At 41.8% G+C, this 22,440-nt stretch carries 19 protein-coding genes; 10 read left to right on the forward strand and 9 right to left on the reverse strand.

The features are described 5' to 3' along the window. Positions 1-26: 26 nt before the first annotated feature. The 4 genes from ABH09_RS06385 to ABH09_RS06400 all read right to left on the reverse strand — a co-directional run bounded on the left by ABH09_RS06385 (position 27) and on the right by ABH09_RS06400 (position 3,915). Positions 27-527, reverse strand: a complete 501-nt coding sequence (locus tag ABH09_RS06385; RefSeq protein ID WP_253715699.1) for a hypothetical protein — start codon at positions 525-527, stop codon at positions 27-29. Between the two features lie 320 nt (positions 528-847). Continuing rightward, complete coding sequence (locus ABH09_RS06390; RefSeq protein ID WP_253715700.1) at positions 848-2,341, reverse strand: gliding motility protein; 1,494 nt, start codon at positions 2,339-2,341, stop codon at positions 848-850. A 183-nt stretch (positions 2,342-2,524) separates the two neighbouring features. Beyond that, positions 2,525-3,319 (reverse strand): hypothetical protein, encoded by a 795-nt coding sequence (locus ABH09_RS06395; RefSeq protein WP_253715701.1) that lies wholly within the window; start codon positions 3,317-3,319, stop codon positions 2,525-2,527. A gap of 140 nt (positions 3,320-3,459) precedes the next feature. Next, on the reverse strand, positions 3,460-3,915 hold the full coding sequence (locus ABH09_RS06400) for a DUF2004 domain-containing protein (protein WP_253715702.1): 456 nt from the start codon (positions 3,913-3,915) through the stop codon (positions 3,460-3,462). Between the two features lie 275 nt (positions 3,916-4,190). Here ABH09_RS06400 and ABH09_RS06405 point away from each other — a divergent pair, with 275 nt between their 5' ends. From ABH09_RS06405 to ABH09_RS06440, 8 genes are all read left to right on the forward strand, one after another. Then, positions 4,191-4,904: a DUF4241 domain-containing protein gene (locus ABH09_RS06405; protein WP_253715703.1), complete on the forward strand. Its 714-nt coding sequence runs from the start codon at positions 4,191-4,193 to the stop codon at positions 4,902-4,904. A gap of 107 nt (positions 4,905-5,011) precedes the next feature. Then, on the forward strand, positions 5,012-5,326 hold the full coding sequence (locus ABH09_RS06410; RefSeq protein ID WP_009216794.1) for a hypothetical protein: 315 nt from the start codon (positions 5,012-5,014) through the stop codon (positions 5,324-5,326). A gap of 26 nt (positions 5,327-5,352) precedes the next feature. Next, on the forward strand, positions 5,353-6,366 hold the full coding sequence (locus ABH09_RS06415; protein WP_253715704.1) for a hypothetical protein: 1,014 nt from the start codon (positions 5,353-5,355) through the stop codon (positions 6,364-6,366). 137 nt (positions 6,367-6,503) lie between these two features. Continuing rightward, a complete protein-coding gene (locus ABH09_RS06420) occupies positions 6,504-7,073 on the forward strand; it encodes a TetR/AcrR family transcriptional regulator (RefSeq protein ID WP_162663522.1) in 570 nt (189 codons plus the stop codon). Positions 7,074-7,244: 171 nt separating this feature from the next. After that, positions 7,245-9,017 (forward strand): ABC transporter ATP-binding protein, encoded by a 1,773-nt coding sequence (locus ABH09_RS06425; protein ID WP_371922151.1) that lies wholly within the window; start codon positions 7,245-7,247, stop codon positions 9,015-9,017. A 1-nt stretch (position 9,018) separates the two neighbouring features. Then, positions 9,019-10,869: an ABC transporter ATP-binding protein gene (locus tag ABH09_RS06430; protein WP_253715706.1), complete on the forward strand. Its 1,851-nt coding sequence runs from the start codon at positions 9,019-9,021 to the stop codon at positions 10,867-10,869. Between the two features lie 32 nt (positions 10,870-10,901). Next, positions 10,902-12,695, forward strand: a complete 1,794-nt coding sequence (locus ABH09_RS06435) for an ABC transporter ATP-binding protein (protein ID WP_253715708.1) — start codon at positions 10,902-10,904, stop codon at positions 12,693-12,695. Then, complete coding sequence (locus ABH09_RS06440) at positions 12,688-14,397, forward strand: ABC transporter ATP-binding protein (protein WP_253715710.1); 1,710 nt, start codon at positions 12,688-12,690, stop codon at positions 14,395-14,397. The genes ABH09_RS06435 and ABH09_RS06440 overlap by 8 nt, the downstream gene beginning before the upstream one ends. A gap of 58 nt (positions 14,398-14,455) precedes the next feature. Here the strand turns inward: ABH09_RS06440 and ABH09_RS06445 are convergent, their stop codons facing one another. Continuing rightward, positions 14,456-15,121, reverse strand: a complete 666-nt coding sequence (locus ABH09_RS06445; protein WP_253715711.1) for a DUF4272 domain-containing protein — start codon at positions 15,119-15,121, stop codon at positions 14,456-14,458. 217 nt (positions 15,122-15,338) lie between these two features. Between ABH09_RS06445 and ABH09_RS06450 the strand changes: the two genes are divergently transcribed. Further along, positions 15,339-15,842, forward strand: coding sequence for a hypothetical protein (locus ABH09_RS06450; protein ID WP_253715745.1), 504 nt, complete (start codon positions 15,339-15,341; stop codon positions 15,840-15,842). A gap of 71 nt (positions 15,843-15,913) precedes the next feature. Then, a complete protein-coding gene (gene pbpC / locus ABH09_RS06455; RefSeq protein ID WP_253715713.1) occupies positions 15,914-18,235 on the forward strand; it encodes a penicillin-binding protein 1C in 2,322 nt (773 codons plus the stop codon). Between the two features lie 33 nt (positions 18,236-18,268). On the opposite strand, the gene ABH09_RS06460 is transcribed toward pbpC, so the two are convergent. From ABH09_RS06460 to ABH09_RS06475, 4 genes are all read right to left on the reverse strand, one after another. Further along, positions 18,269-19,999 (reverse strand): YifB family Mg chelatase-like AAA ATPase, encoded by a 1,731-nt coding sequence (locus ABH09_RS06460; protein WP_253715714.1) that lies wholly within the window; start codon positions 19,997-19,999, stop codon positions 18,269-18,271. A gap of 206 nt (positions 20,000-20,205) precedes the next feature. Next, complete coding sequence (gene lptC, locus ABH09_RS06465) at positions 20,206-20,763, reverse strand: LPS export ABC transporter periplasmic protein LptC (RefSeq protein WP_253713782.1); 558 nt, start codon at positions 20,761-20,763, stop codon at positions 20,206-20,208. After that, entirely contained in the window at positions 20,764-21,363 is a 600-nt protein-coding gene (locus ABH09_RS06470; protein WP_162663530.1) for a DbpA RNA binding domain-containing protein, read from the reverse strand. Between the two features lie 134 nt (positions 21,364-21,497). Then, positions 21,498-22,421, reverse strand: coding sequence for a DUF4299 family protein (locus ABH09_RS06475; RefSeq protein WP_253713783.1), 924 nt, complete (start codon positions 22,419-22,421; stop codon positions 21,498-21,500). Positions 22,422-22,440 lie beyond the last annotated feature (19 nt).

Consider the following 22,440-nt stretch of genomic DNA (forward strand, 5'->3'; position numbering starts at 1 on the left):
AGCAATTTTGTGAGTGTACTATTCTTTTATATTGTTACCTTTATTGTAAGATTATCAAAAACGCTGTCAAAAAAATAAAGAGAAAAAATAACAATAATGGGAATGATGATAAGTTCAATGTAGTATAGTTTAGCCGAAATTGTATTTTGTTGAAAAATTTTTATTTTTCTTGTAAGCTGACTAATAGCTAAAAACAAATTCGTTATTATAAACGATACTAAAAATCTATAGCCCTCGATAACAATATCAAAAGAAAATTTAAGAGTTTTGGTAAAAACTCCTGTCTTTGGGAAATAGTACCCGATGATATACACCGCAATATTTAGCATGATGTAGTTCAAAAAAGTTTTAAGATATTTATTTTCAATTTTTGGAAATAAATCGGGAAGTCCGCCCCAAAGAGGAGCCGAATCATTATATCTTCTTTGTTTTATCAGTGTGAAAAATCTTGTGATTAACACTATATCGGCTGTAAAAATTAAAAGAGTAAAAATTACCATTACTGTTGTAGTTACAATTTTATTCATGTTAATTTCTAAAGATATGCGGAAAATTTACTGTGAACACTTCCTGTTCTTTGGGAGAAAGATTCTCGAAGTCTTTATTCGTGCGGAGGGTTTAATACCCCGATGCTTGCGTCGTAATAAAGGGTATTAAAGCCGACTGCAACCACCTTATAGAACACACAGTGCGAAACGTTGAGCACTGTGCCCCGACGCTTGCGTCGGGGTTGTTGATTTATCCTTGCGAATATCTTTTTTACAGATTCATTTTCAGAATCCTCGGCTAAGTAAGCAATCATTAAAACAGTTGCGCCGTCCAAATAATTCGGAAACATCTTTTAATCCTAAAAATCCCGTATCGTATCAAAAATTTCTAAGAGTTTTTCTTTATTGATAGATAGAGAAGGCGGTATTAAATCTAAAAGTTCTGTAAGAGCACAATAGATATCCTCTCGTTCTACTGTTTCAATAAAATATTTGCGTTTGTCCATCTTATTAAAGGCTTCAGTGTATGCCCTCACCAAAGCTTCGGCAGTCCGAGCAGCTTCGATCGGCGAGCTTTGTTCCAATTTGAGAATTTCGGCTCTTGTTTTTTTATATACATCTGCTGCTTTCTTGGCATTCGCTGCAGAAATATTTTCTTGTCCGTCCCATGAGCGGAACGGATTGTCAAGGTTCTGCGCCAGCCATTCCGGTTTTCGCGGCTTTTGTATCCAAAGGTTAAGACCTCGTTCTGTTTTCTTTTTATACAGTTGTTTTGCTTTTTTTGCCGCATCCTCCGGCAGGCTGCTCATCCAAAACCAATGTAAGTTAGGTAAACGATCCGGCTCCGGAATGTCTTCGGCAGAAAAACCGAATAAATCAACCGTAGTAAAGCCCTCCAGTTTTGTAAATCGGGATAGCATAGAAAGGTTAGAAAGAATACCGGGTTTGCCCCATAGCCGCAATTCCTTCAGCATCGGATATACTTTTAAAATCTCGGCTACATCAAGTTCTGTAATCTCTGAGCAATGCAGTTTGCCCAAGTCTTTTAGCCCCTGTATTTTAGGCACTATTTCAGTTGATGTTAAAAGTAATAAAGCTCCGTTTTCAACAGCATGTATTTTACAGTTATTTGTTACTTCACCTAACAGAATAAGTTCTTCCAATTCGTTATTCAGATACAGTTCTTCCACGCCGTTCATATCAATGGAAAGCTTATGTAAATGCGTATTGGAAAAATCCAATTTTTTTTGCTGATGATTTTCAAGTACCAGCTCATCTAAAAACGGACATGATTGTAAATATTCATATAAACCGGTATGCCATTTTTTACATGCCAAATAGGATAAGCATGGAAAGGCCTTTAATTCCAGCACATTTTCAAAAGGAACATCATCATATATGCGATGTTTGGAAACCGGTCTTTCTTTTCCGGCAAATATAATTTTTTCCTTACTGCTCTCCGCTTTTTTAAACGCATCTCTTTGCTCTTTAGGAATTTCCTGCCATTTAAGTTGACGATATACTTCGTATCCGTTTCCCCAAGACATTGCATAGGTATTTGTGCTTTCATCGGTTAATGGCTGCATGTTACCGATTAACATATGGTTCGCAGGCACCATGACATCAACATTACAAAGATGCAGACCACGTTTCCAGTACATAAAGTCCTGATAAAGCGGCTTTAGTAAAGGTAATTCTTCCTCTTTGAGAGGCTGTTCACCCGACCAATCTAACCAGAGCTGCACTGCTTTCGTTTTTTTCTCACCTTCCTCTATCTTGGTTATTTGGCACGCAGTATATTTTTTTAAATATGAATTATACACACAGTACACATCTCCGCTTTTAGCTTGCATAATTATGCCCCCTTCTTCTTATATATTATTACATTTCAAAATTTTAATTTTGCGACAAACCGTATTCGCTCAATCCTATTTCTTTTAAGTTTACATCCTTGCCATAACCGTCGTATAGGACATTTTTTTAATTTTTTTAGTGCTTCTATTAATTTTATAATATTTATCCATTTTTTAATTATATCACGGTTTCCGTTCTTTGATAAGTTTATCCAAATATAATTTATCTACGCTAATCCATTCAATGCTTTCTTTTCCGTTTTTATAATTGCGATATTCGAATATCATTTCATCTCTTGTTTGAAATAATGCATTCACAGCCCAATTTTTTTCTAAAGCCCCTGTTTTGCAATCAATAATCAGTTCATCAATTAATTCAAGTGCGGATAAATCAAATGCATAGCATCTTCCTTCAGTAGTACAAACTATTCCGAAACTATCATTGATTTTCTGTACATTGGATAATGAATCTTCTTTAAACAAAGAATATGTATTTTCAGCAATCGGCGTAAAATCGGAGGAGGAAATTTTAAAAAAGTTTGAGCTATAAAAATCTGCAAGCAAAGCATACTTATCGAAGCTAAATATATAAGATAAATTCTCCGGAAACTTATATATTATTTTCAGCTCATTTTGAGTTAATTCTATGCAATAATCTTGAGAGCCGTCCTGTCCTGCTGCAAAAGATACTACTATGCGATTGTCTTCATTTAAACTTGTAAAAGCTATATCTGAATCGCTTAATGCATCTTCCATTTTTATAGAAGCAATTTTGTTTGCAGCTTTATCGAATACCATTATGCGTACACAATTTTCGTCCAGCCGTTTTGCAGCCCAAATAATCTTATTTGGATGAGGAGATTGATAGATAATGTCAGCGTCGCAGCTTATTATTTTTTCAATCTCGGCACTTGGTTTTCTGTTGATGTCCTCTAAAAAACAATCTTTAGTTTTGCTATAGAATTTAACATAAATCACAGTTTGTTGCTTTCTCTCTAATCCTCATCTGTTTCATAACTGCCCACATAGACAAATTTCTCGGGATTATTCTTAATGTAATCTATCAGCTTATCGCCAAAGTCCTCGTTTTCATAGAAGAATTGTAACATTTCTAACCGCTAACTTTCCCAATCGATGGATATGATTTTTGCATCTTCACCGAATTTTACGCAGAGTATTTCATCGCTTTCATCAGGTGCAATCATAAAATCCATTGTGATGTGCGGCTTTTCACTGTCAATCCATAAGCCGATATTGGTTACTATCATTTTCGTTACAAACTCGGTAATATCAGTCGGTAAATCTTCCAGTCTGCATTCTTCAATATGAAAGTCGATATAGTAACTGTCATCTTTTAAATATGCTATAAGTGCTTTTCTTGCTTCTTTTATTTTATCGTCTATGTTCTCAAGAAACTGTGCATAAAGGTCGAGTATGCCGGTAGACGGTTCTACATTTTTGCCGAGCCAAAGCCATGTGTCTATCCCCTGAATCTCTTTTTCCCAAATAACATCCGTGTCATCGACTGCCTCAAGATTCAACTGACCGAAATACCAATGTTCCGTTTTTTTCATAGCTTAATCTCCTATAAAAGCTTTTTGCAGCAAATATCAATTTGCGAAAAAAGTTTTTTCCGTGCTTTTGTAACGCAGTTAAAAAGCACATATAATAATGCGACGTTTGTCGAAAGACAAACTCGGCAGATAAACAGTGAGGCTGAATTCCTGCCGAACTGTTTATCATGACTCCAATAAAAACTTCTTGTAAGTATATCAAAAAATGAAACTTTTGTCTGTGGACACATGTACTGATAAATACTATATTATTTAATCTTTATGTGGAGGTTTATATGATACCGACAAGAGAATGGATTGAAAAATATGAAAAGGTGAAGGAGCTGCTTGTATCTCCTGTGCATTACGGTAACTTGTTTTCTCAAAATGAAGTAAAGAAAAAAAAGTTGTTTATATTGCCGATGGGAACCGTGCATTTTCCGACGGGAAATATTTTGGTGCGTGATCCGCTTGTCTACCTTGACAGAAACGCGGAACCGTATCTGCAAAAAGTACCTACAGGAATTTTTCCATTAGAAACTTTGGTTGTCGAAATAGAAGAAGACCATTACCGATATGTTGCAACACGGGTAAAATTTTCCGATGAAAAGGCTGCCGTATATCGTGAAGCCTTGATAGGCAATGAAGATTTGGACGACGTCAATGGAGAAAGTTTTTTCGGATTTAATGTCGATGCAGGGCTTGCAACGGTTATCGATGTAAAAACACGGGATGCCTATTGCGATTTTGAAAGCCGTTGGGCAAACGAAAATCCCGACAAAAATATATACGACGATTATTTTGCAAAAGAGTTCAAAAAGAGTTATGCAGCAAATCCGCGCTTTCAACGCGACGGCGGTGATTGGATTAACTATCCCTTAGAAGGAACGAACTTGACCATTCCCATGATACAAAGCGGTTTCGGTGACGGAAAATATCCGGTATATTTCGGCTACGATAAAAACGATGCTGTCTGTGAGCTTGTCATCGAATATATTTTTGTCGGATAAAAATAGCGATGTATATTTGATTAACTAACTTTCCCAACCGATTATCGAATCGGTTAAGGACTGGAAAAAATTCGGATCATAAGGTAGCAGTGTAGAGAGCGAAAAATATGGATAATATTAATTTATTACAGTTAAAACAAAGGCTTGATTCGATAGACTGGAGCGGTAATTTCGAAAAGGCGGATAAAGAGCATTATGAGACTCTCGACAGACTGTGTGAATATATCGAGGTAGAACTTGGCAGAAATCCGAAATCTGAAACGATAGATAATGCCCTCTTACTCCTTGCAGAAAACATAGGCTGTGCCGAAGATTTTGCAAGATACGAAGAAAATTTTGTAAACAAGCTTGCAGACAAAGGGCTGCTGACCAAAGAACGGACTAAATTATTTTATAATAATACAAACAGAAGACAAGGATAGAACTTTATTGTGTAGGATAGAAAATCATGCAGGTAAAATTAGATAAAATTTCAGAGTGGACGACGACAGGATTCGAGCTAAGCAACGGCGCCTATCAATATGCTCCTATCAATGCAAAAAATCATTTTGCACGAGGAAAAGACGAATTCGTTATCTGGGGCAGCGGCGACGACGGCACGAGCTACGGTATCGTTTGGATAAAGGCGGGGCGATGGTCATTCATTCCGTCTCCCGCACAAAAGAAAAGCTGGAATAAGCCCGTTTTGTTGGATACAGGTTCCGACATTTTAATTATTAGCGGAGAAGACAAAAAAGCCTGGTGGGTGTCGTCTCCCGAGCAGAAGCCGTGCGAAGTAGTAAGTGAAAACCTGTGTGCCGCAGAGAATATCACGGAGATTTCCACACTTGGCGAAAAGGGGGGTTATCCGATTATTTGCCGTGTCGACGGAGAGGTCTTTGCCGCAAATAGTTTTACCTCTCTACATTATGATAATGAGACGCATACGCTGCACTGGGACAAGCAACTCACCCCTGTGTTTACAAATGAAAAAGTCCGGAGCAATTTTATGCAATCCTTGGGACGGGCAGAGGGTATCCATCACAAAATGGATTTTAGTTACTCCTATCCCCAGATAGGCAGCCTTATGATAAAAGATAATTCGATTTATGCCTTCGTGGAATCGGATACGATAAATCCTTGCCGCTTATCACAATTCAAGTATTATTGGTATCTCGAACTCACCCAAGACGGTATCTACAAGAGGAAAATATGGGGAAAGGAAAAATTGGAAAAGCTTGCACAAAAGCATGGCGTGAGGGGAAAATTCAGCGCCCAAAAAGAATATCTGATCCTATCCCCGATTTTCAAGACAGATGAATGGAAAGGAAACCAAAAACTGTTGAGATTGTCTGACCTGGAACTTCTCGATATTACATTCCCAAGAGGATATTCCAAATTCAGGATTATGGATATTTGGGATAATCACGTATTTATCAGCGATGAGATAAATCATATCGCCCTGTGCAAAATGGCGGTATAGGTACTTTTTGAGAGGAGGTATCGGTACTCTCTCTTATTGTATCCCTTGCCGTTACAATAGTCGACTTGACAAACAATATCCTTCTCTTTAATATTAAATTAAAATTCAATTTTGATAAAAAGACAAGCGATTTTGAGATGCAAGTATTGAAAGAAGAAGTGAGAAATAGAATTCTCGCCGCAGCAGAAAAAATATTTTATGAACAAGATTATAGGAGCGCCAAGCTGACGGATATTGCAGATGAAGCTGATATTCCTGTAGCACTCATTTATACCTATTTTAAAAATAAGGAAGTTTTGTTTGATACGGTTGTTGCCGGTATAACCGAGTATTTTACGAATGCGCTGGAAAAAGAAGAAGCTATGGAGTCGGGGCTGCCGTCAACACGTTTTGAAAAAATCGGCGCGGAATATGTGCACGGGCTTTTAAAAAATCATATAAAGCTCGTCATTCTGATGGATAAAAGTTCCGGCACCAAACACGCCGGAGCAAAAAACCGATGGGTTGAACGACTGCAGTTACATATCGAAAAAGGAGCCGCGCAGTTTGCGCATGGCTCCTATGATCCGGCACTGTTTCATATTCTTTCCAATAATTATGTTGAGGGGCTTTTAGAAATTGCACGCCATTATAAAAACGACGAGTGGGCAATGGAAATGTTCACCTTAATGAACCGATGTTATTATCACGGAGTTGAATCGTTGTAACCCATACTTGTGGCATAAACAATGGAAGAGAAGGAGCGGCAAACCGCTCCTTATTTTAGGCTATAATACTGAATATATATTCAATATTATTTAGTTTTGAAGACATGGATGTTAACACTTGATGATGATAAGGAGTTATTTGAAATGACTGAAAAAGAATTGAAAAAGCCTATGGCGGATAAACAAGTTAGAGCGGCGTATGTTTTTACGCTGGCTAAGGCGGAGCGGGGAAAATTGGCTGCGGGTATGGTACTTGCAGCGATCGGCTCGGTATTGTCGTTGGTTCCGTACATTGCTGTGTACCGGATTTTGGAAATGATTATTGCTCGGTCAATGAGTGCGGAAGCGCTTTTACATTGGGCTGTTATGTGTGTTGCAGCAGCAGCAGTACAGGCAGTGTTGATGTCGATTGCGGGAATTTGTTCGCACACAGCGGCATTTAATACGATGCATACGGTAAAGATAAAAGTCTTGCAACATATCTCGTATCTGAATGCAGGCTTTTTTCAAAAAAATGCAGCGGGTAAAATCAAGACAACCCTATTCGATGACATTGATAGAGTAGAAGCTTTTTTAGCGCACAGCACTTTGGAACTCACGCAGGCGGCGGTTGTTCCCCTTGCGATGTTTGTATTTATGCTGCATCTCCATTGGCTTATGGCATTGGTTATGCTTGTTCCTATGCTGCTCGGTATTGCCGTTCCGATGATGATGATAGCGGCAAGTAATTTTTCGGGATTGGCGAACGATTTTGCAAAGGATATGGAAGCCTTGAATGCATCGGCTACGGAATATATTTCTGCAATGCCGGTGATGAAGATGTACCGCGTAACAGCCGAAAAATTTCAACAGTATAAAACCGCTTTACAGACGTATACCGTTTGCTGGAAAAAGATGTGCACCGCTTCGTGTAATCCGCTTTCGGCAGCATCGGTTATCTTGGATTCGGCAATCTTATTCACTCTGCCGGCAGGAGGGTTCCTTTATGTAAGAGGCGCGCTGTCCGTTTCTTCTTTTTTGATTTTTATTCTTTTGACGGTGTGCTTTTATACATCGTTTTTAAATTCGGTTACGATTGCTATGCAGTCGATGGAACTCGGCGGCGGACTTGCAGCGGTTAAAAAAATTTTGGAAGAGCCTCAGATGAAAAGCGGATCAAAAACTCTTCCGCTAAACGGCCGTTATGATGTCCGGTTTGACGGTGTTTCATTTTCGTATGGAGAAGACGGACGGAACGCTTTAAATGATGTTTCGCTATGTGTAAAGGCGGGAACCGTCAACGCCTTTGTCGGAGCTTCCGGTGCAGGCAAAACCACCGCCGCCCAGCTTATCGGACGGTATTGGGATAGCTCTGCAGGCACTATTTCTATCGGCGGTATTCCCGTTACGGAACTGCAAACGGAGAACCTTATGGCGCTTACCTCGTTTGTGTTTCAAGAGGTGTTTTTATTGGAAGACACGCTGCTCGAAAATATCCGCATGGGGAGTGCCGCTTCTTTGGAAGAAGTACGCAAGGCAGCACAGGCAGCTCAAATTGACGATTTTATTATGAGTTTGCCCGACGGTTATGAAACGAAAATCGGCACAGAGGGTGTAAAGGTTTCAGGCGGAGAGCGGCAACGGATTTCTATTGCGCGTGCGTTAGTTAAAAATGCGCCTATCCTCATTTTTGATGAAGCAACTTCATATTCGGATATTCAAAATGAACATAAGATTCAAGTCGCATTGCAAAATTTGCTCAAAGGAAAAACGGTCATTATGATTGCGCACCGTCTGCACACGATAAAAAATGCGGATACTATTTTTGTCTTTGAAAAAGGCAGCATCGCTGAACAAGGCAGTCATACTGAACTGATGAATAAAAACGGTTTGTATGCACAGATGCAGCGCACGTACATATCCGCTCTCAACCACGACACTATAAATGTAAAGGAGGAAAACTGATATGTTAAAACTGATTGCACATATATTAAAAGAAAAACGGAAAGAATTAAGGCTGCCGATTATTTTAATGTCGCTTGATTCCGTGGGCGGTATGCTCTTATACATTATGCTCTATTTTACGGTGGTCGGATTAGTACGTAACACATTGACCGGAGAAATTATCATTACCTATTCGCTGATTTGTTTAGGAGCGGTGGTATTCCGTTTAATTATTTACCGCACAGGTTACTACCTCTGCTTTGCTCGCGGGGCGGAAGTATGTGCGCAAATGCGGCTCGATTTGGCAAATCACTATCGCTCGTTAAGCCTCGGCTATTTTAACCGGCACAGTTCAGGTGCTCTTTTGGAAACCCTTGTAAAAGATATTACCAATTTTGAACTGATCATTACGCATACGCTTCCCGCACTGGTAAAAACCGCGGTAACGGCGGCGCTGATTTTAATCGGTATGTATTGTATCGATGTTCCCTTGGCGATAGCGCAAACGGCAGCTCTCCTTGTGCTTATTCCGTTTTTGCATTGGGGAAACAGCTTGGCGGAGCATTTCGGAAATGAAAAGCATCGACTCACCGCTCGTATGATTTCCATTGTGCTGGAATACATTAAAGGAATAAAAGTGTTTAAGGCGTATAATCTAACCGGAGAGAAATTTGACAGAATGCTGCAGTCGTTGGAAACGGTAAGGAAAACCAATATCAAAGCGGAAATAAAACTTTCGCTGCCTGCTGCCGTCTATTTTATAGCAGCTCATTTTTTACTACCGCTTGCTCTTTTATCTTCGGTATATATTCTGAAGAGCGGATCGGTCAGCCCCGAAAAACTCACCGCTTTTATGTTGATGAGCCTTGCGCTTTCGGGAGTATTAATTTCATTTGAACACGCATACGGTTTACTAAAAGGTTTAAAACCTGCGGCGGAACATGTGCAAAAAGCGTATACGGCTCAACCCCTACCGTGTTTACAAACCGCCGGAACTTCAAAGTCAAATACCGGCACAACGGTGGGAGAAACAAGGCAGGAACAAAGTCAGCCTTTTGACGTTTCCTTTGAGGATGTTTCATTTTCTTATCGAGAACCGTTCCATACGTTTCAAAACCGGAGCGGTGAATCTAATACCGAACGGGAAACAGACGGTGCAAAACAAACAGCTGTATTACATTCCATTTCTTTTGAGGCAAAGCAGGGAACGGTAACTGCTCTTATCGGCCCGTCAGGTTCAGGCAAAACCACGATTGCTAATTTAATAGCCCGCTTTTGGGATCCGCAAAAAGGTACGGTTAAAATCGGCGGAAAGGATATAAAAGAAATAGAACCCGATACGCTTTTACAGTCTGTCAGTGCGGTATTTCAAGACAGCATTTTACTGTCGGACACCATTTACAATAATATTAAAATCGGAAAGCCCGATGCTTCGGAATCGGAGGTTATCGCTGCGGCACAGACGGCTCAATGTCATGAGTTTATCAGCGAGCAGCCTGACGGATATAACACCCTGCTTGAGGAAGGCGGGGCTGCTCTTTCAGGCGGCGAAAAACAGCGCATTGCTATTGCCCGTGCTCTTTTAAAAAATGCACCCATCGTGCTTTTGGATGAATCAACCGCCTCACTCGATGCCGACAACGAATGGAAAATCAACGCCGCCTTGGATACGCTTATGCAGGGTAAAACCGTCTTTGTCATCGCTCATCGGCTGAACACCATTCGTAACGCAAATCAAATCATCGTGTTGAAAAACGGCCGTATCGAAGAAAAAGGGACTCATACGGAACTTATGCAAAAGCGCGGCACCTACTTTGAGATGATACAAGAGCAACAAAAAGCCGCCGGATGGGAAGTCGCAAAGAATTTGTAATTTGTAATTTGTAATTTGTAATGGAGTTGTTTATGACAGAAAAAGAGCTGCGGAAAAAAGCAGTCGGTAATAATGTGAGTTCAAATATATTGCTTTCTTTAAAGATACTATTTGATTTAATACCGCAGGTACTGCTCGTTTATCTCATAAGTTCATTGATTGCACAAGATATAGCAGCGGCAAAGGTGAAGTATATTTTTCTTGCAATGCTCACTTCCTTTATTCTAAAGGGGGTGTTTTATTATTATGCGACGAAAGTTGCTCACGAAAAAGCATATAAAAAATTGACGGAACTAAGGTTAGATATTATAGGTCATCTGAAAAAACTCAGTTTGGGATTTTTCAAAGAGCATAATACCGGAGAGCTTACCAATATCGTTCAACATGATGTAGAGCAGGTTGAAGTATATCTTGCGCATGGATTACCTGAAATAATGGCTGTTACGCTTCTTCCTGTTATCATCTTCATCGCAATGATTTTTGTAGATTGGCGTCTTGCACTTAGCATGATTGCAGGTGTTCCGCTGATGTATGCGGTAAAAATACTTTCGCAGAAAACAATGAATAAAAACTTTGCGCTCTACTTCAACCATGAAAGTAAGATGAGAGAAGAACTGATGGAATATGTAAAAAATATTTCCGTGATTAAAGCTTTTGCAAAAGAAGAAGAGATGAGTGAACGGACACTAAAGACGGCAAGAGAATATATTTACTGGGTGAAAAAGAGTATGGGAGCAATTACCATTCCAATGGGACTCATTGATATATTCATGGAAATCGGCGTAGTTATTGTTATGATTTTAGGAAGTATATTTCTTTATCATGGGAACATTACAACACCTCATTTTATTCTTGCTATTATTTTGTCCTCTGCATTTACAGCCTCTATAAGTAAGACTGCTACTTTGCAACATTTTTCTATTGTGTTTAAGGAGGCCTTAAAAGAAATAGGAAAGATTTTAACCGTTCCGATTCCGAATAAAAAAATGGTACAAGGTTTGGAATGCGGCGATATAGAATTTTCAAATGTGAATTTTGCTTATGGTAAAGAAAGCTTTTCTCTGAAAGACATCAATTTAACTTTTAAGAAAAACAGCTTGAATGCCTTTGTCGGAGCAAGCGGTTGCGGAAAGAGCACCGTAGCCAATTTGCTTATGGGCTTTTGGAATGCAGACAGCGGACTCATAACGATAGGTGGAAAAGACATAAAACATTACAGTCAGGAGAATATTGCAGAACTTATCGGAAGTGTGCAGCAGGAGGTTATTCTTTTTGATGTAAGTATTTCGGAAAATATCGCTATCGGTAAAACAGGAGCAACAACAGAAGAAATCATAGAAGCCGCAAAGAAAGCACGATGTCACGATTTTATTTCTGCTTTACCGAATGGATATAATACAAAAGTCGGTGAAATGGGTGTCAAGTTATCAGGCGGAGAAAAGCAGAGGATTTCCATTGCGAGGATGATACTGAAAAATGCACCGATTTTGATATTAGATGAAGCAATGGCCGCAGTTGATAGTGAAAATGAAAAATTAATTGGAGAAGCGATTGATGATTTACGTAAGGATAAAACGGTTATTACCATTGCTCATCATCTGAATACGATAAAAGATTCGGATCAAATTATTGTGATGGATAAAGGCATCGTTCTCGACACAGGCAATCATAAAGAACTAATGCAAAGATGTGAGTTTTATCGTGATATGGTTGAAGCACAGAATAAGGTAGATAGATGGAATGTGAAAGACGAGGAACAAAGCTTTTCACGAACGAGCAGCGCAGCAGATTGCGATTGCATAACGGGAGTAATAAAAAATGTTTAGAGAGATGCTAAAACTGCTTACAAAAACCGGTAAAAGAGATTTGATTATATCAAGTATATTCTTTGCTCTCTATGGGTTAAGCTCCATAGCGATGATTGTTATTGTCTTTTCTATCTTGTTTCAAATATTTGCCGGAACGAGTATAAAAAGTCTCTATGCCTATTTTATCGCAATTGCACTGCTTGTTGTATTCAAAGGAATTTGCAATATGGTCGCAGACATGAAAAAGCACAGCGCAGGATTTGATATTGTTCAGCAGATTAGAGAGCGAATGATTATTAAACTAAAAAAATTCAGCTTAGGATTTTATACCAATGAAAGACTTGGTGAGATTAACACGATTCTTCATAAGGATGTTGATACTATGTCTCTTGTTGTAGGACATATGTGGTCAAGAATGTTCGGGGACTTTTTAATAGCGGCAGTGGTATGTATCGGTCTTGCAAGTATTGATATAAGGCTTGCACTGATAATGACAGTATCCGTTCCTATTGCTCTTGCGTTCTTAATTATGACAATTAAAAGATCAAAGGAAATTGAAAATAAGAACAACTCCGCTCTTTTGGATATGGTGAGTTTATTTGTTGAATATGTTAGAGGGATACCGGTATTAAAAAGTTTTTCCAACAACAAAAGTCTGGATAGTGAACTGATAGAAAGAACAAAAAAATTCGGAGAAACAAGCAAAGTTGCTTCAAGATTTAAAGCAAAACAATTATCCGTATTCGGTTTTTTACTTGATATGGGATATTTACTGCTCCTTATATTTGGAGTGATGTTTGTGATAAACGGCAATTTGAACGTATTTGATTTTATCATCTTTGCCGTTATTTCAAAGGAATTTTATAAGCCCTTTGCGTCGATGGAACAGCACTATATGTATTATGTTTCGGCAGTAGACAGTTATGAACGACTTTCAAGAATTTTATATGCAGAAGTAATACCGGATAAAGCGGACGGTATTATTCCTGAACATAATGATATAGCTTTTGAAAATATCGAATTTGCATATCAACAAGATGAGTTCAAAATGAATGGAGTAACTTTTTCCGTTCCGGAAAAAACGATGACTGCGCTTGTAGGAGAATCGGGAAGCGGTAAGACGACAGTTACGAATTTGCTTTTGCGGTTTTACGATGTGCAAGGCGGAAGTATTACACTCGGCGATACCGATAGTCGGGATATTCCCTACGATGAACTTTTGGATCGCATCAGTATTGTTATGCAAAATGTGCAGCTTTTCGATAACACCATCGAGGAAAATATCCGAGTAGGAAAAAAAGGAGCAACAAAAGAAGAAATCATCGAAGCTGCAAAAAAGGCAAAGATTCACGATTTTATTATGAGCTTGCCGAAAGGCTATGAAACGGATATTGGAGAAAATGGAGGTCTCTTATCCGGCGGGCAAAGACAGCGGATTTCCATTGCACGAGCATTTTTAAAAGACGCTCCGATTTTAATCCTCGATGAAATGACCAGTAATGTCGATCCCGTAAATGAGTCTTTAATACAGGATGCCATTACAGAACTTGCAAAAAACAGAACGGTCATAGTGATCGCTCATCATTTAAGGACTATTCAAAAGGCAGATCAAATTCTTGTGTTTCAAAAAGGAAAATTGCTTGAAAGAGGAAAGCATAGAGAACTTTTGGAAAAAGATGGGTACTATGCTCGGCTGTGGAAAGCACAGTATGAGGTGTAGTTATGATAATGCTTAAGAATATACAAGATTAAATGATTTGTTGGAATGAAACCGTATCTTACGTATCCATCGAAATATCGAACCAATCGGATTCTTCGGAAATAAGCCATTCAAGTCCGCGCCGCCGTTCCATCAAAACATCGGGATTTAAGTCCTTGATTTCCGTTTCCGGGCGGAGCCGCTTTTCCTCCGTTGCCCAATGGTAACGGTAGTGAAGATCGAGCATATCCAGTATTTCTTCTATTCCGCGGAGTTTGCACTGTGCTTTAAACGCAGCTTTCCCATCGGTATCGCCGACCAGCTTTATCGCTCTCTCCACATCACAGATGGTGTTCGGATACGAAATATCCTCGACCAAGCCCAAAGCCCACAGAAGCGACCAATACGCTTCATAAGTCCAGCAGACATCGATGACATCCTGTTCACTGTAGGTTCCGTCAAAAAGCCGTTTTTCTTTTTCCAAAAGGCAGTCCGATACTTCGTAGTTTTTAAGCAAACGTAAAAACAGTTCCTTCGATTCTTCATACCCTTGCTCATTATGAATGTCTTCGGCCAATTGAATTGACAAAAGGCATGCGATGGCTCTGTTGCAGATTTCTTCAAAGCTTTTAAGCTTTGCCTCTTTTGAGGATTCCACCAAGGGCAGTTCTTCCATACAGGCAATGCCCATTCCCTTTATTTTTGCATTCGATTTTTCACGCCGATCTTCAGGTCTTATGTACATAATAGTTCTCCTGTTTTTTGCTTACGTTGCCATTATATCAAAAACTGAACTCATTGATAACTGCTGGAAAAACACCTTCAACATGGTATAATGTTAGCTTAGCACATTTGACTTGATAAACAGACCGAAATATGATGCAGTTTTATTCAAATGAATTTTATCACTGAAAAGCGGATAATGTATACGGAATAAAGCGTTAAAAAAGGAATTGTAAATGATGAGAAGAATAACATTTCAATGCAATAAATATTCGCCCGGTGTATTGTATATTATGGTGTTATTCGGAGTAATAGTTGGGCTTTTGACTTTTTATACATTTCTTGTGTTCTCCGGTATTGAGAAAGGACCGGAAGATGGACCGGTATATTTCAGAGAACATCCCATGCATGCTGTTTATGTGATATTCGGTTTAATTCCTATTGCTATGTCGCTGCCGGCATGGATTGCTGCAAAATGTTGGAGCAGCAAGGAGGAAGAAGCACAGCTGGAACTATATGAAGATCATGCCGTTTTATATTGGAAAAATAAAGAATTCCTCATCAAAAAGGGAGCTGTAAATATTAAGATTCCCAAACCGCAACCTTATTGGTATAAAACTTACGTATTAAAAATACCGAGACACAGAGTCGTTTTGGTTGGCTCCATAAAAGAAATAAAAGAAAAGAGAAGAAGGCGACCTTCTTTGGATGTTGCAATGGAGGAACTCTCAGCTTACAAATAATGACCGATGCAACTATTAGAGAGTCTTTGGGAACCTCTTAAAAAGGATCAAGAAAAAAGATAAAATAAGGTATGAACGGCAGAATATCGGCTTTATCGGATAAAACAAAAATACGATATGGTAAATTTTTGACGGCAGTCTTTTTTACGTATGCCGCACTTTTTTTATTTCCCTTGAAAATTGTGCCGAAAAATGTGCCCTATTCGTATGCGCTCTATGATAAAACGGGTGTCCTGCTCGGTGCATCGGTTGCTTCGGACGGTCAGTGGCGTTTTTCGCCCGGCGAGGTCCCCGATAAATTTGCTCAAGCGGTTATCGTTTTTGAGGATAAACGTTTTTATTATCATCTCGGTGTTGATCCGATTGCCATAGTGCGTGCGGTCGTGTCCAATATACGGGCGGGACGGATCGTTTCGGGAGCCTCGACGCTTACGATGCAAACCATGCGGCTGCTTGCAGGGAATAAACCGCGTACATTCGGACAAAAGTGTCGGGAATCTTTCCTTGCGGTTATGGCGGAAATTCGGTTGGGAAAGGCGAAAATCTTGTCGCTGTATGCCGCTCATGCGCCGTTCGGGGGAAATGTCATCGGTATTGAGGCTGCTTCTTGGCGATATTTTAACCGTTCGCCGGCTTCGCTGACATGGGCGGAGGCGGCAACACTTGCCGTACTGCCGAATCAACCTTCGCTGGTGCATCCGGGAGCAAACAGAGCTGTTTTGCTCAAAAAGCGCAATACATTGCTGCAAGAGCTTTATGCGAAGGGGCGTATCGATGCACAAACGCTGGAGCTTTCGCTTGCAGAACCGCTGCCCGCAAAGCCGTACCCGCTGCCTTCCGGCGCCCCCCATTATTTGGAATTGTTAAAGAAGCAATACCCCCATACCGCACGGTTTTACACTGATCTGGATTCCGGTCTGCAAAAAAATCTGCACCGGATTCTGGAACGGCATTCGCGCGAGCTTTCTCGAAAAGGGATCGACAATGCTGCAGCGTTGATTATTGAAACCGCTACCGGAAAAGTGCTCGCATACTGCGGCAACACGGGGCTTGATGGCCGGAATGGAACTACATCGGCAGTAGATATTGTGCAGGCGCGGAGAAGTTCCGGCAGCTTGTTAAAGCCATTCCTTTATGCGGCGATGCTGGACAGCGGCCGGTTATTACCGGATCAACTCGTCATTGACATTCCGACTCGTATCGGCAGCTATAAACCCGATAACAATGTGCCGCTCTATCGCGGGGCCGTTCCCGCTTCCGAAGCGCTTTCACGCTCGTTAAATATTCCCGCCGTTAGAATGCTGCGTGAATATGGGATCAGTCATTTTCTCGACTATCTGAAGCGGTGCGGTTTTACCACCTTTACGCGGTCTGCCGACGAATACGGCTTGCCGCTCATCCTCGGCGGCGGTGAGATTACGCTCTACGAAGCGGTATATGCCTACGCACAGCTTATGAACGCCGCATGCAGCCGGAGCGGGTACTCCGGTGAATATGTCTTTCCCGTATCGGCCGGTGCTGCGTGGTTGACGCTCAAAGCATTGACCGAGGGGGTGCGTCCCGATGATGAAGCGCTCTGGCGTGTTTTTGCCGGTTCCAAAAGAATCGCATGGAAAACCGGTACCAGCAACGGGAACCGCGACGGATGGGCAATCGGAACCACGGAAGCATATACGGTCGGTGTGTGGTTCGGCAATGCGGAAGGGCAGGGGAGACAAGACCTCCAAAGTATCCGCACGGCAGCGCCGGTATTGTTTGAAATTTTTGCTTCCCTCCCCGCAGCTCATTGGCCTGCGGCACCATCCGAAAGTTTAAAGGAAGAAACTTTCTGTGCGGATTCAGGATATATTGCCGGACGGTACTGTAGCCGTACCGTAAAGGGCTTTCGTCCCGCTCAAGCGCCGCAGGGTACGGTTTGCCCGTATTGCACCGCCGTATCGTTTACACCTGACGGAAGATTTCAGGCCGATATGTCGGATATGACGGGGGTATACGAAGGCCGGTTTCCGCTCATTCAAAACCGCTTTGTATTGCCGCCGGCAGTAGAGTATTATTATACCCGGTTTGCCGCGACGTATAAAAAACTCCCGCCCTTCGTTGCGGGGCATCAAGGTACTCATCCTTCGCAACTGGCAATCCTTTTTCCGGAGCAAGGAGCGCGTATCGTTATTCCGGTAGAAATCGACGGCAGTGCGGGCGCCATGATTATGCAGGCTGCTGCGCGTGATATTGGCACGGTTATCTATTGGGATATCGACGGAGTGTATCTCGGCAGTACGCAGGGAACGCACACAATGACCGTTCGGCCTAAGATCGGCACCCATGTTCTTACCGTAACCGATTCGCTCGGCGCCCGCCGTGTCCGTACCTTTGAAGTCCTCGACGCGGGATAAGCATAAGTGCAGGCGTCTCTCCTCATCACCCTTTCAGTGCATAAAAAACGGTAAAAATGAGCTCCATTCGCGGAGGCGGATTGCTTCTTCGATGTGCGGTGCCGCAATGACTTCTTCCTGCGCGAGGTCGGCAATGGTACGCGCAATCTTTAAAATTGCGTGGCTGCCCCTTCCCGAAAGCTCTCTTTTTTCGGCATTATGGGTAAAAATACGCTCCGCCTCGCCGGTCAGCGGACACACTGCCGACAGGGCAGACGGAGTCAGGTGTACATTTTTGTAGGATAACTGTGCTGCCGATTGCGCAGCACAGGCGAGGCTGGGGGCTACCGCCTTGTTGTGTACAGGCGTTCCTGCCGCCGCTCCGCCGTTGAATCCTTTACGCAGATATGCGGCGTACCGCTCTCGTTGTATGTTATCCGAAGCCGCGATTTTTTTGCGCATATCCGCGGTATTGTAACGCGGCTTTTCCGGCAGCCCATATGATTGAGGCGGAAATACCGGAATCCGCAAGTCGATGCGGTCAATTAGCGGAGCCGTCAGTTTTTTCCAGTATTGTTCAACTACGGCGGGCATACACGTGCATACCTTGCCGTCGGCTCCGAGATTTCCGCACGGGCATGAGTTAAGCGCCATGAGGAGCTGGAAGCGGGCAGGGAAGGTACTTGTCCTGCCCGCACGGCTCAAAGTGACGGTTCCCGTTTCCAGCGGCGCACGGAGCGTTTGCAGTACAGTTTGTTTAAACTGCACAGCTTCGTCCAAAAAGAGGGTTCCGCCGTGCGCAAGGGAGATTTCTCCGGGCATACACTTTCCCGCGCCGCCGATCATTCCTTCAAGGCTGGCATTCGGATGCGGCATCCTGAACGGTGGGCGTTTAATCCGCACATCATGACCGCGCATACTCGGTAAAAGACCTGCGATGCTGTAAATATGGGTAACTTCCTCCGCCGTTTTCGGGTCTAGGTCGGGAAGGAGGCTGGCAAAGCGCTGCATCGAAAGCGTTTTACCGCAGCCGGGCGGCCCGTATGCAAGTACGCTGTGCCCGCCTGCTGCTGCGATGTGCAAAGCCCGCACCAGTTCGCGTTGGCCGTATACCTCCTCGAAAAAGCCGCCCGTCCCCGTATTGGCGACGACATCCGCTTGACTCGGTTCCGACCATGAAGCAGCTGTGGAAATCGAGTTGCCTGTGTGTCCGATAGCCTCCTGTGCCGGTGCGCCGCTGTTTTTTTTGCCTGTGTTTGTTTCGCAGTCTTTTTCCACACGCAACTCCGCTTCAATCGCATAGAGACATTCCAGGGATTCCCGCAGCGTTTCAACACCGTATATGCGCACCCCCTGTTGGATACGGGCTTCCGCTTCATTTTCTTTCGGTACGATAAAGTACTTAATCCCAGCGGCAGATCCTGAAATTAAAGCTCCCAATACGCCCCGCACCGGCCGTACCCTCCCCGATAGTTCCAGCTCGCCGATTACCATAACCGGCATATCGAGTGCGCATTCGGCCTGCAATACGGCGAGCGCAATCGGCAGATCAAACCCACTGCCTTCTTTTTTCTGGTCGGCAGGGCTTAAATTGATCAGTATCCGTTCTTGCGGGAAAGGCAAATCGGAATTACCGATGGCTGCACGCATCCGTTCCCGTGCTTCCTTCACCGCCGAACCCGGCAGTCCGACAATATCGACAATCGGCAGCCCGCGCCGCAAATCCGCTTCAACCTTGATAATCTCTCCTTCATAGCCGAAGGAGGCAAAACTCATAATAGTCATGTTCAGCTCCTCATCCTGTCACCGCCTCATAAAAAACACGATGGTTGCAGTTTCTTAAAGGATATATAGGGCATGATCAGCAATTCGGCTAAAGATTTGAGGGAAAAAGTGTCGTTTTTATGAAAATATTAAGAGAAAATGTGCCGTTTTAGCATCGGGGAGATTAAAAACGATGGAAATTAATCTTTAAGACAAGCAAATTCGTATTAATCGAGCGGCTGGGTGGTCTTTTTTTCTTTTATCAAGATAGTTCCGGTGGTACCTTCGTTAAAGGCAAATTCTTTTGCAGCGGTATTTGCTGCAAAGCTTTTACCTTCGATGGTAATTTCATCTTTTTGAGTAATCGTTACTGTTTCATCAGCAGGCGCCGATAAGAAGTTTTCTTTTTTTTTCCAAATGAGGGCGGGGCTTCGGATAGAAAAATCATCTTCAATCAACTGAAAGGATACTGTGTCGCCAAGCGAGTATTCTTCGGCTTTTTCATCGATGTATAAAATACCGGTTTGCCCCTTCATAGACTCTTTTTGTGTTTTTTTATCGTACTGTATAAAACTGATGTGCTTGCCCGCCCAAATTTTTTCTTCATCGTACATTTCGAGCTCTTGTGCATACACACTTAAATCGACGAGTGTATCCTCGTATCGCTTTAATGTGACGTTTGTAAATATCATATCAGGTTGAGGCACCGTTTGTTCCGGCAGTTCCTGATAATTAAACGAGCACGCCGTGCAGATAAAGATAATAAGGACAGGCCACAGCTTCATCTATTCCGCATCACTTCCGGTTGCTTCGATGACGGTTTCGGTAATGATCCCTTCCGCTTCCGGTTTACGGGAATAGCTGACGGAAAGATTCTTACCGCGGTACGGAAAATCATTGAGTTTTTCAATAATTTTATCTGCATCTTCATTCATTACCTGCACGAATGAGTAATTGTCGAGAATGCGGATATCGCCGATTCGTTCGCGGCTTATGTCTGCATTTTGGATAAGCAGCGTAATAATATCACGGGGAAATACACGGCGGCTTCTGCCGACACTCATAAAGATGCTCACCGATTCGGACGGTTCAAGCATCGGGCGTTCTACCGGCGGACGATCGGAAAAATAACCTCGTGAACGATCTCCGAAACGGGGATTCGGACGCCGACTATACGGTTTTGAGCGGGGGAAGGCAGAGCCTTCAAATTCTTTGATTAAATAAGCAGCAATATAAGAACGCAGCGTAAAGGGTACATTCTTTCTGAAAATCTTACGATAGGCGTTAAGGACATCCGGATCTTCTTCCGTTTTAACTGTTTCTACTGCTTCTTTAAGAAATGCGGTGATTTGTTCTTCATTTAATGCGGGGGTATGTTTTACCACAATATTCTCCTCTTCAACTCAGCTCCGCCTCATCGGAGCATAACATAACTGAAAATCATTCATCGTGCGCCGGATTAACCGACACTGTAATGCGACAATACTGCCATAGATAGATAATTTACTCAAGGGCAGGTTTAATTTTTCCTGACGATGTTCAAAATATCTTCTTGCGTTAAGGCTGTAACTATAATGTAGTTAGCATCTATAAATCGATATTTGCCTTTCGGCAGCCGTGCTATAAAATCGGAATATTCTACCTCTCCTGCCTGCTGATAAGAGTCTTTATCATCGGGATCGCCGTTTATAATCATTAAGGCTGCTTTCCAAGCGTTTACATCTTCATTTTTTACTATGTTTATATTCTTGTATTCCACGCTTGGTTTATAGGGCAAAATGGTTTCTACGTCTTGGGTGAGGGCATACATTCCAATAATTTGTTTAGTGTTCTTATCCTCAAAAAACATCTGATTTGCTGAAAAAGCGTCTAAATACTGAATCTCTTTATAGAATGTGCTAAATGCCGCTATCGGATTTTCAGCATTTAGAAATCCTTCTATAATTTTTTTGTTCAGCGCAACTTCACGGAAAATGCCCAAACTGATGTATTCTTCTGAATCTTTATCAAAACAAGATTTTATTCCGAATAAGATATCATCGGTATAATTGAATTGTTCAATGTTCTCAGCTGTGAAATGTTCATCTCTTTCACTTACAATATCACTGCCTAATTTCTTTGCCAGATCTTTGATATATTTTAAAGCAACTTCCCAGTCTTCTTGTGTGCTTGGGGTGAAAATTCTTACGGCATATTCATTGAGATCCTTTTCAAAAGAAAGTTCAAAACCGCGGGAACTCCGTTCATATACTCCACAGAGCAAACATTCATAATCTGCAATTGATGAGTTATAGAATTTCTTTGCATCAAAATCATCTTCTGTCTCATCAAAGGTAAATTGCTCTATTTTTTGTGAAGAAAGCGCTAAGCATTGTTCCACTGTCATAGGAGCCTTACTTCCCAAAATACTTTTTTTGTTTTTAATATAAAACGATATGCTCATTCGTTTCTCCATGTACTTT

The organism is Treponema sp. OMZ 803 (genome assembly GCF_024181165.1).
Classification (GTDB): domain Bacteria; phylum Spirochaetota; class Spirochaetia; order Treponematales; family Treponemataceae; genus Treponema.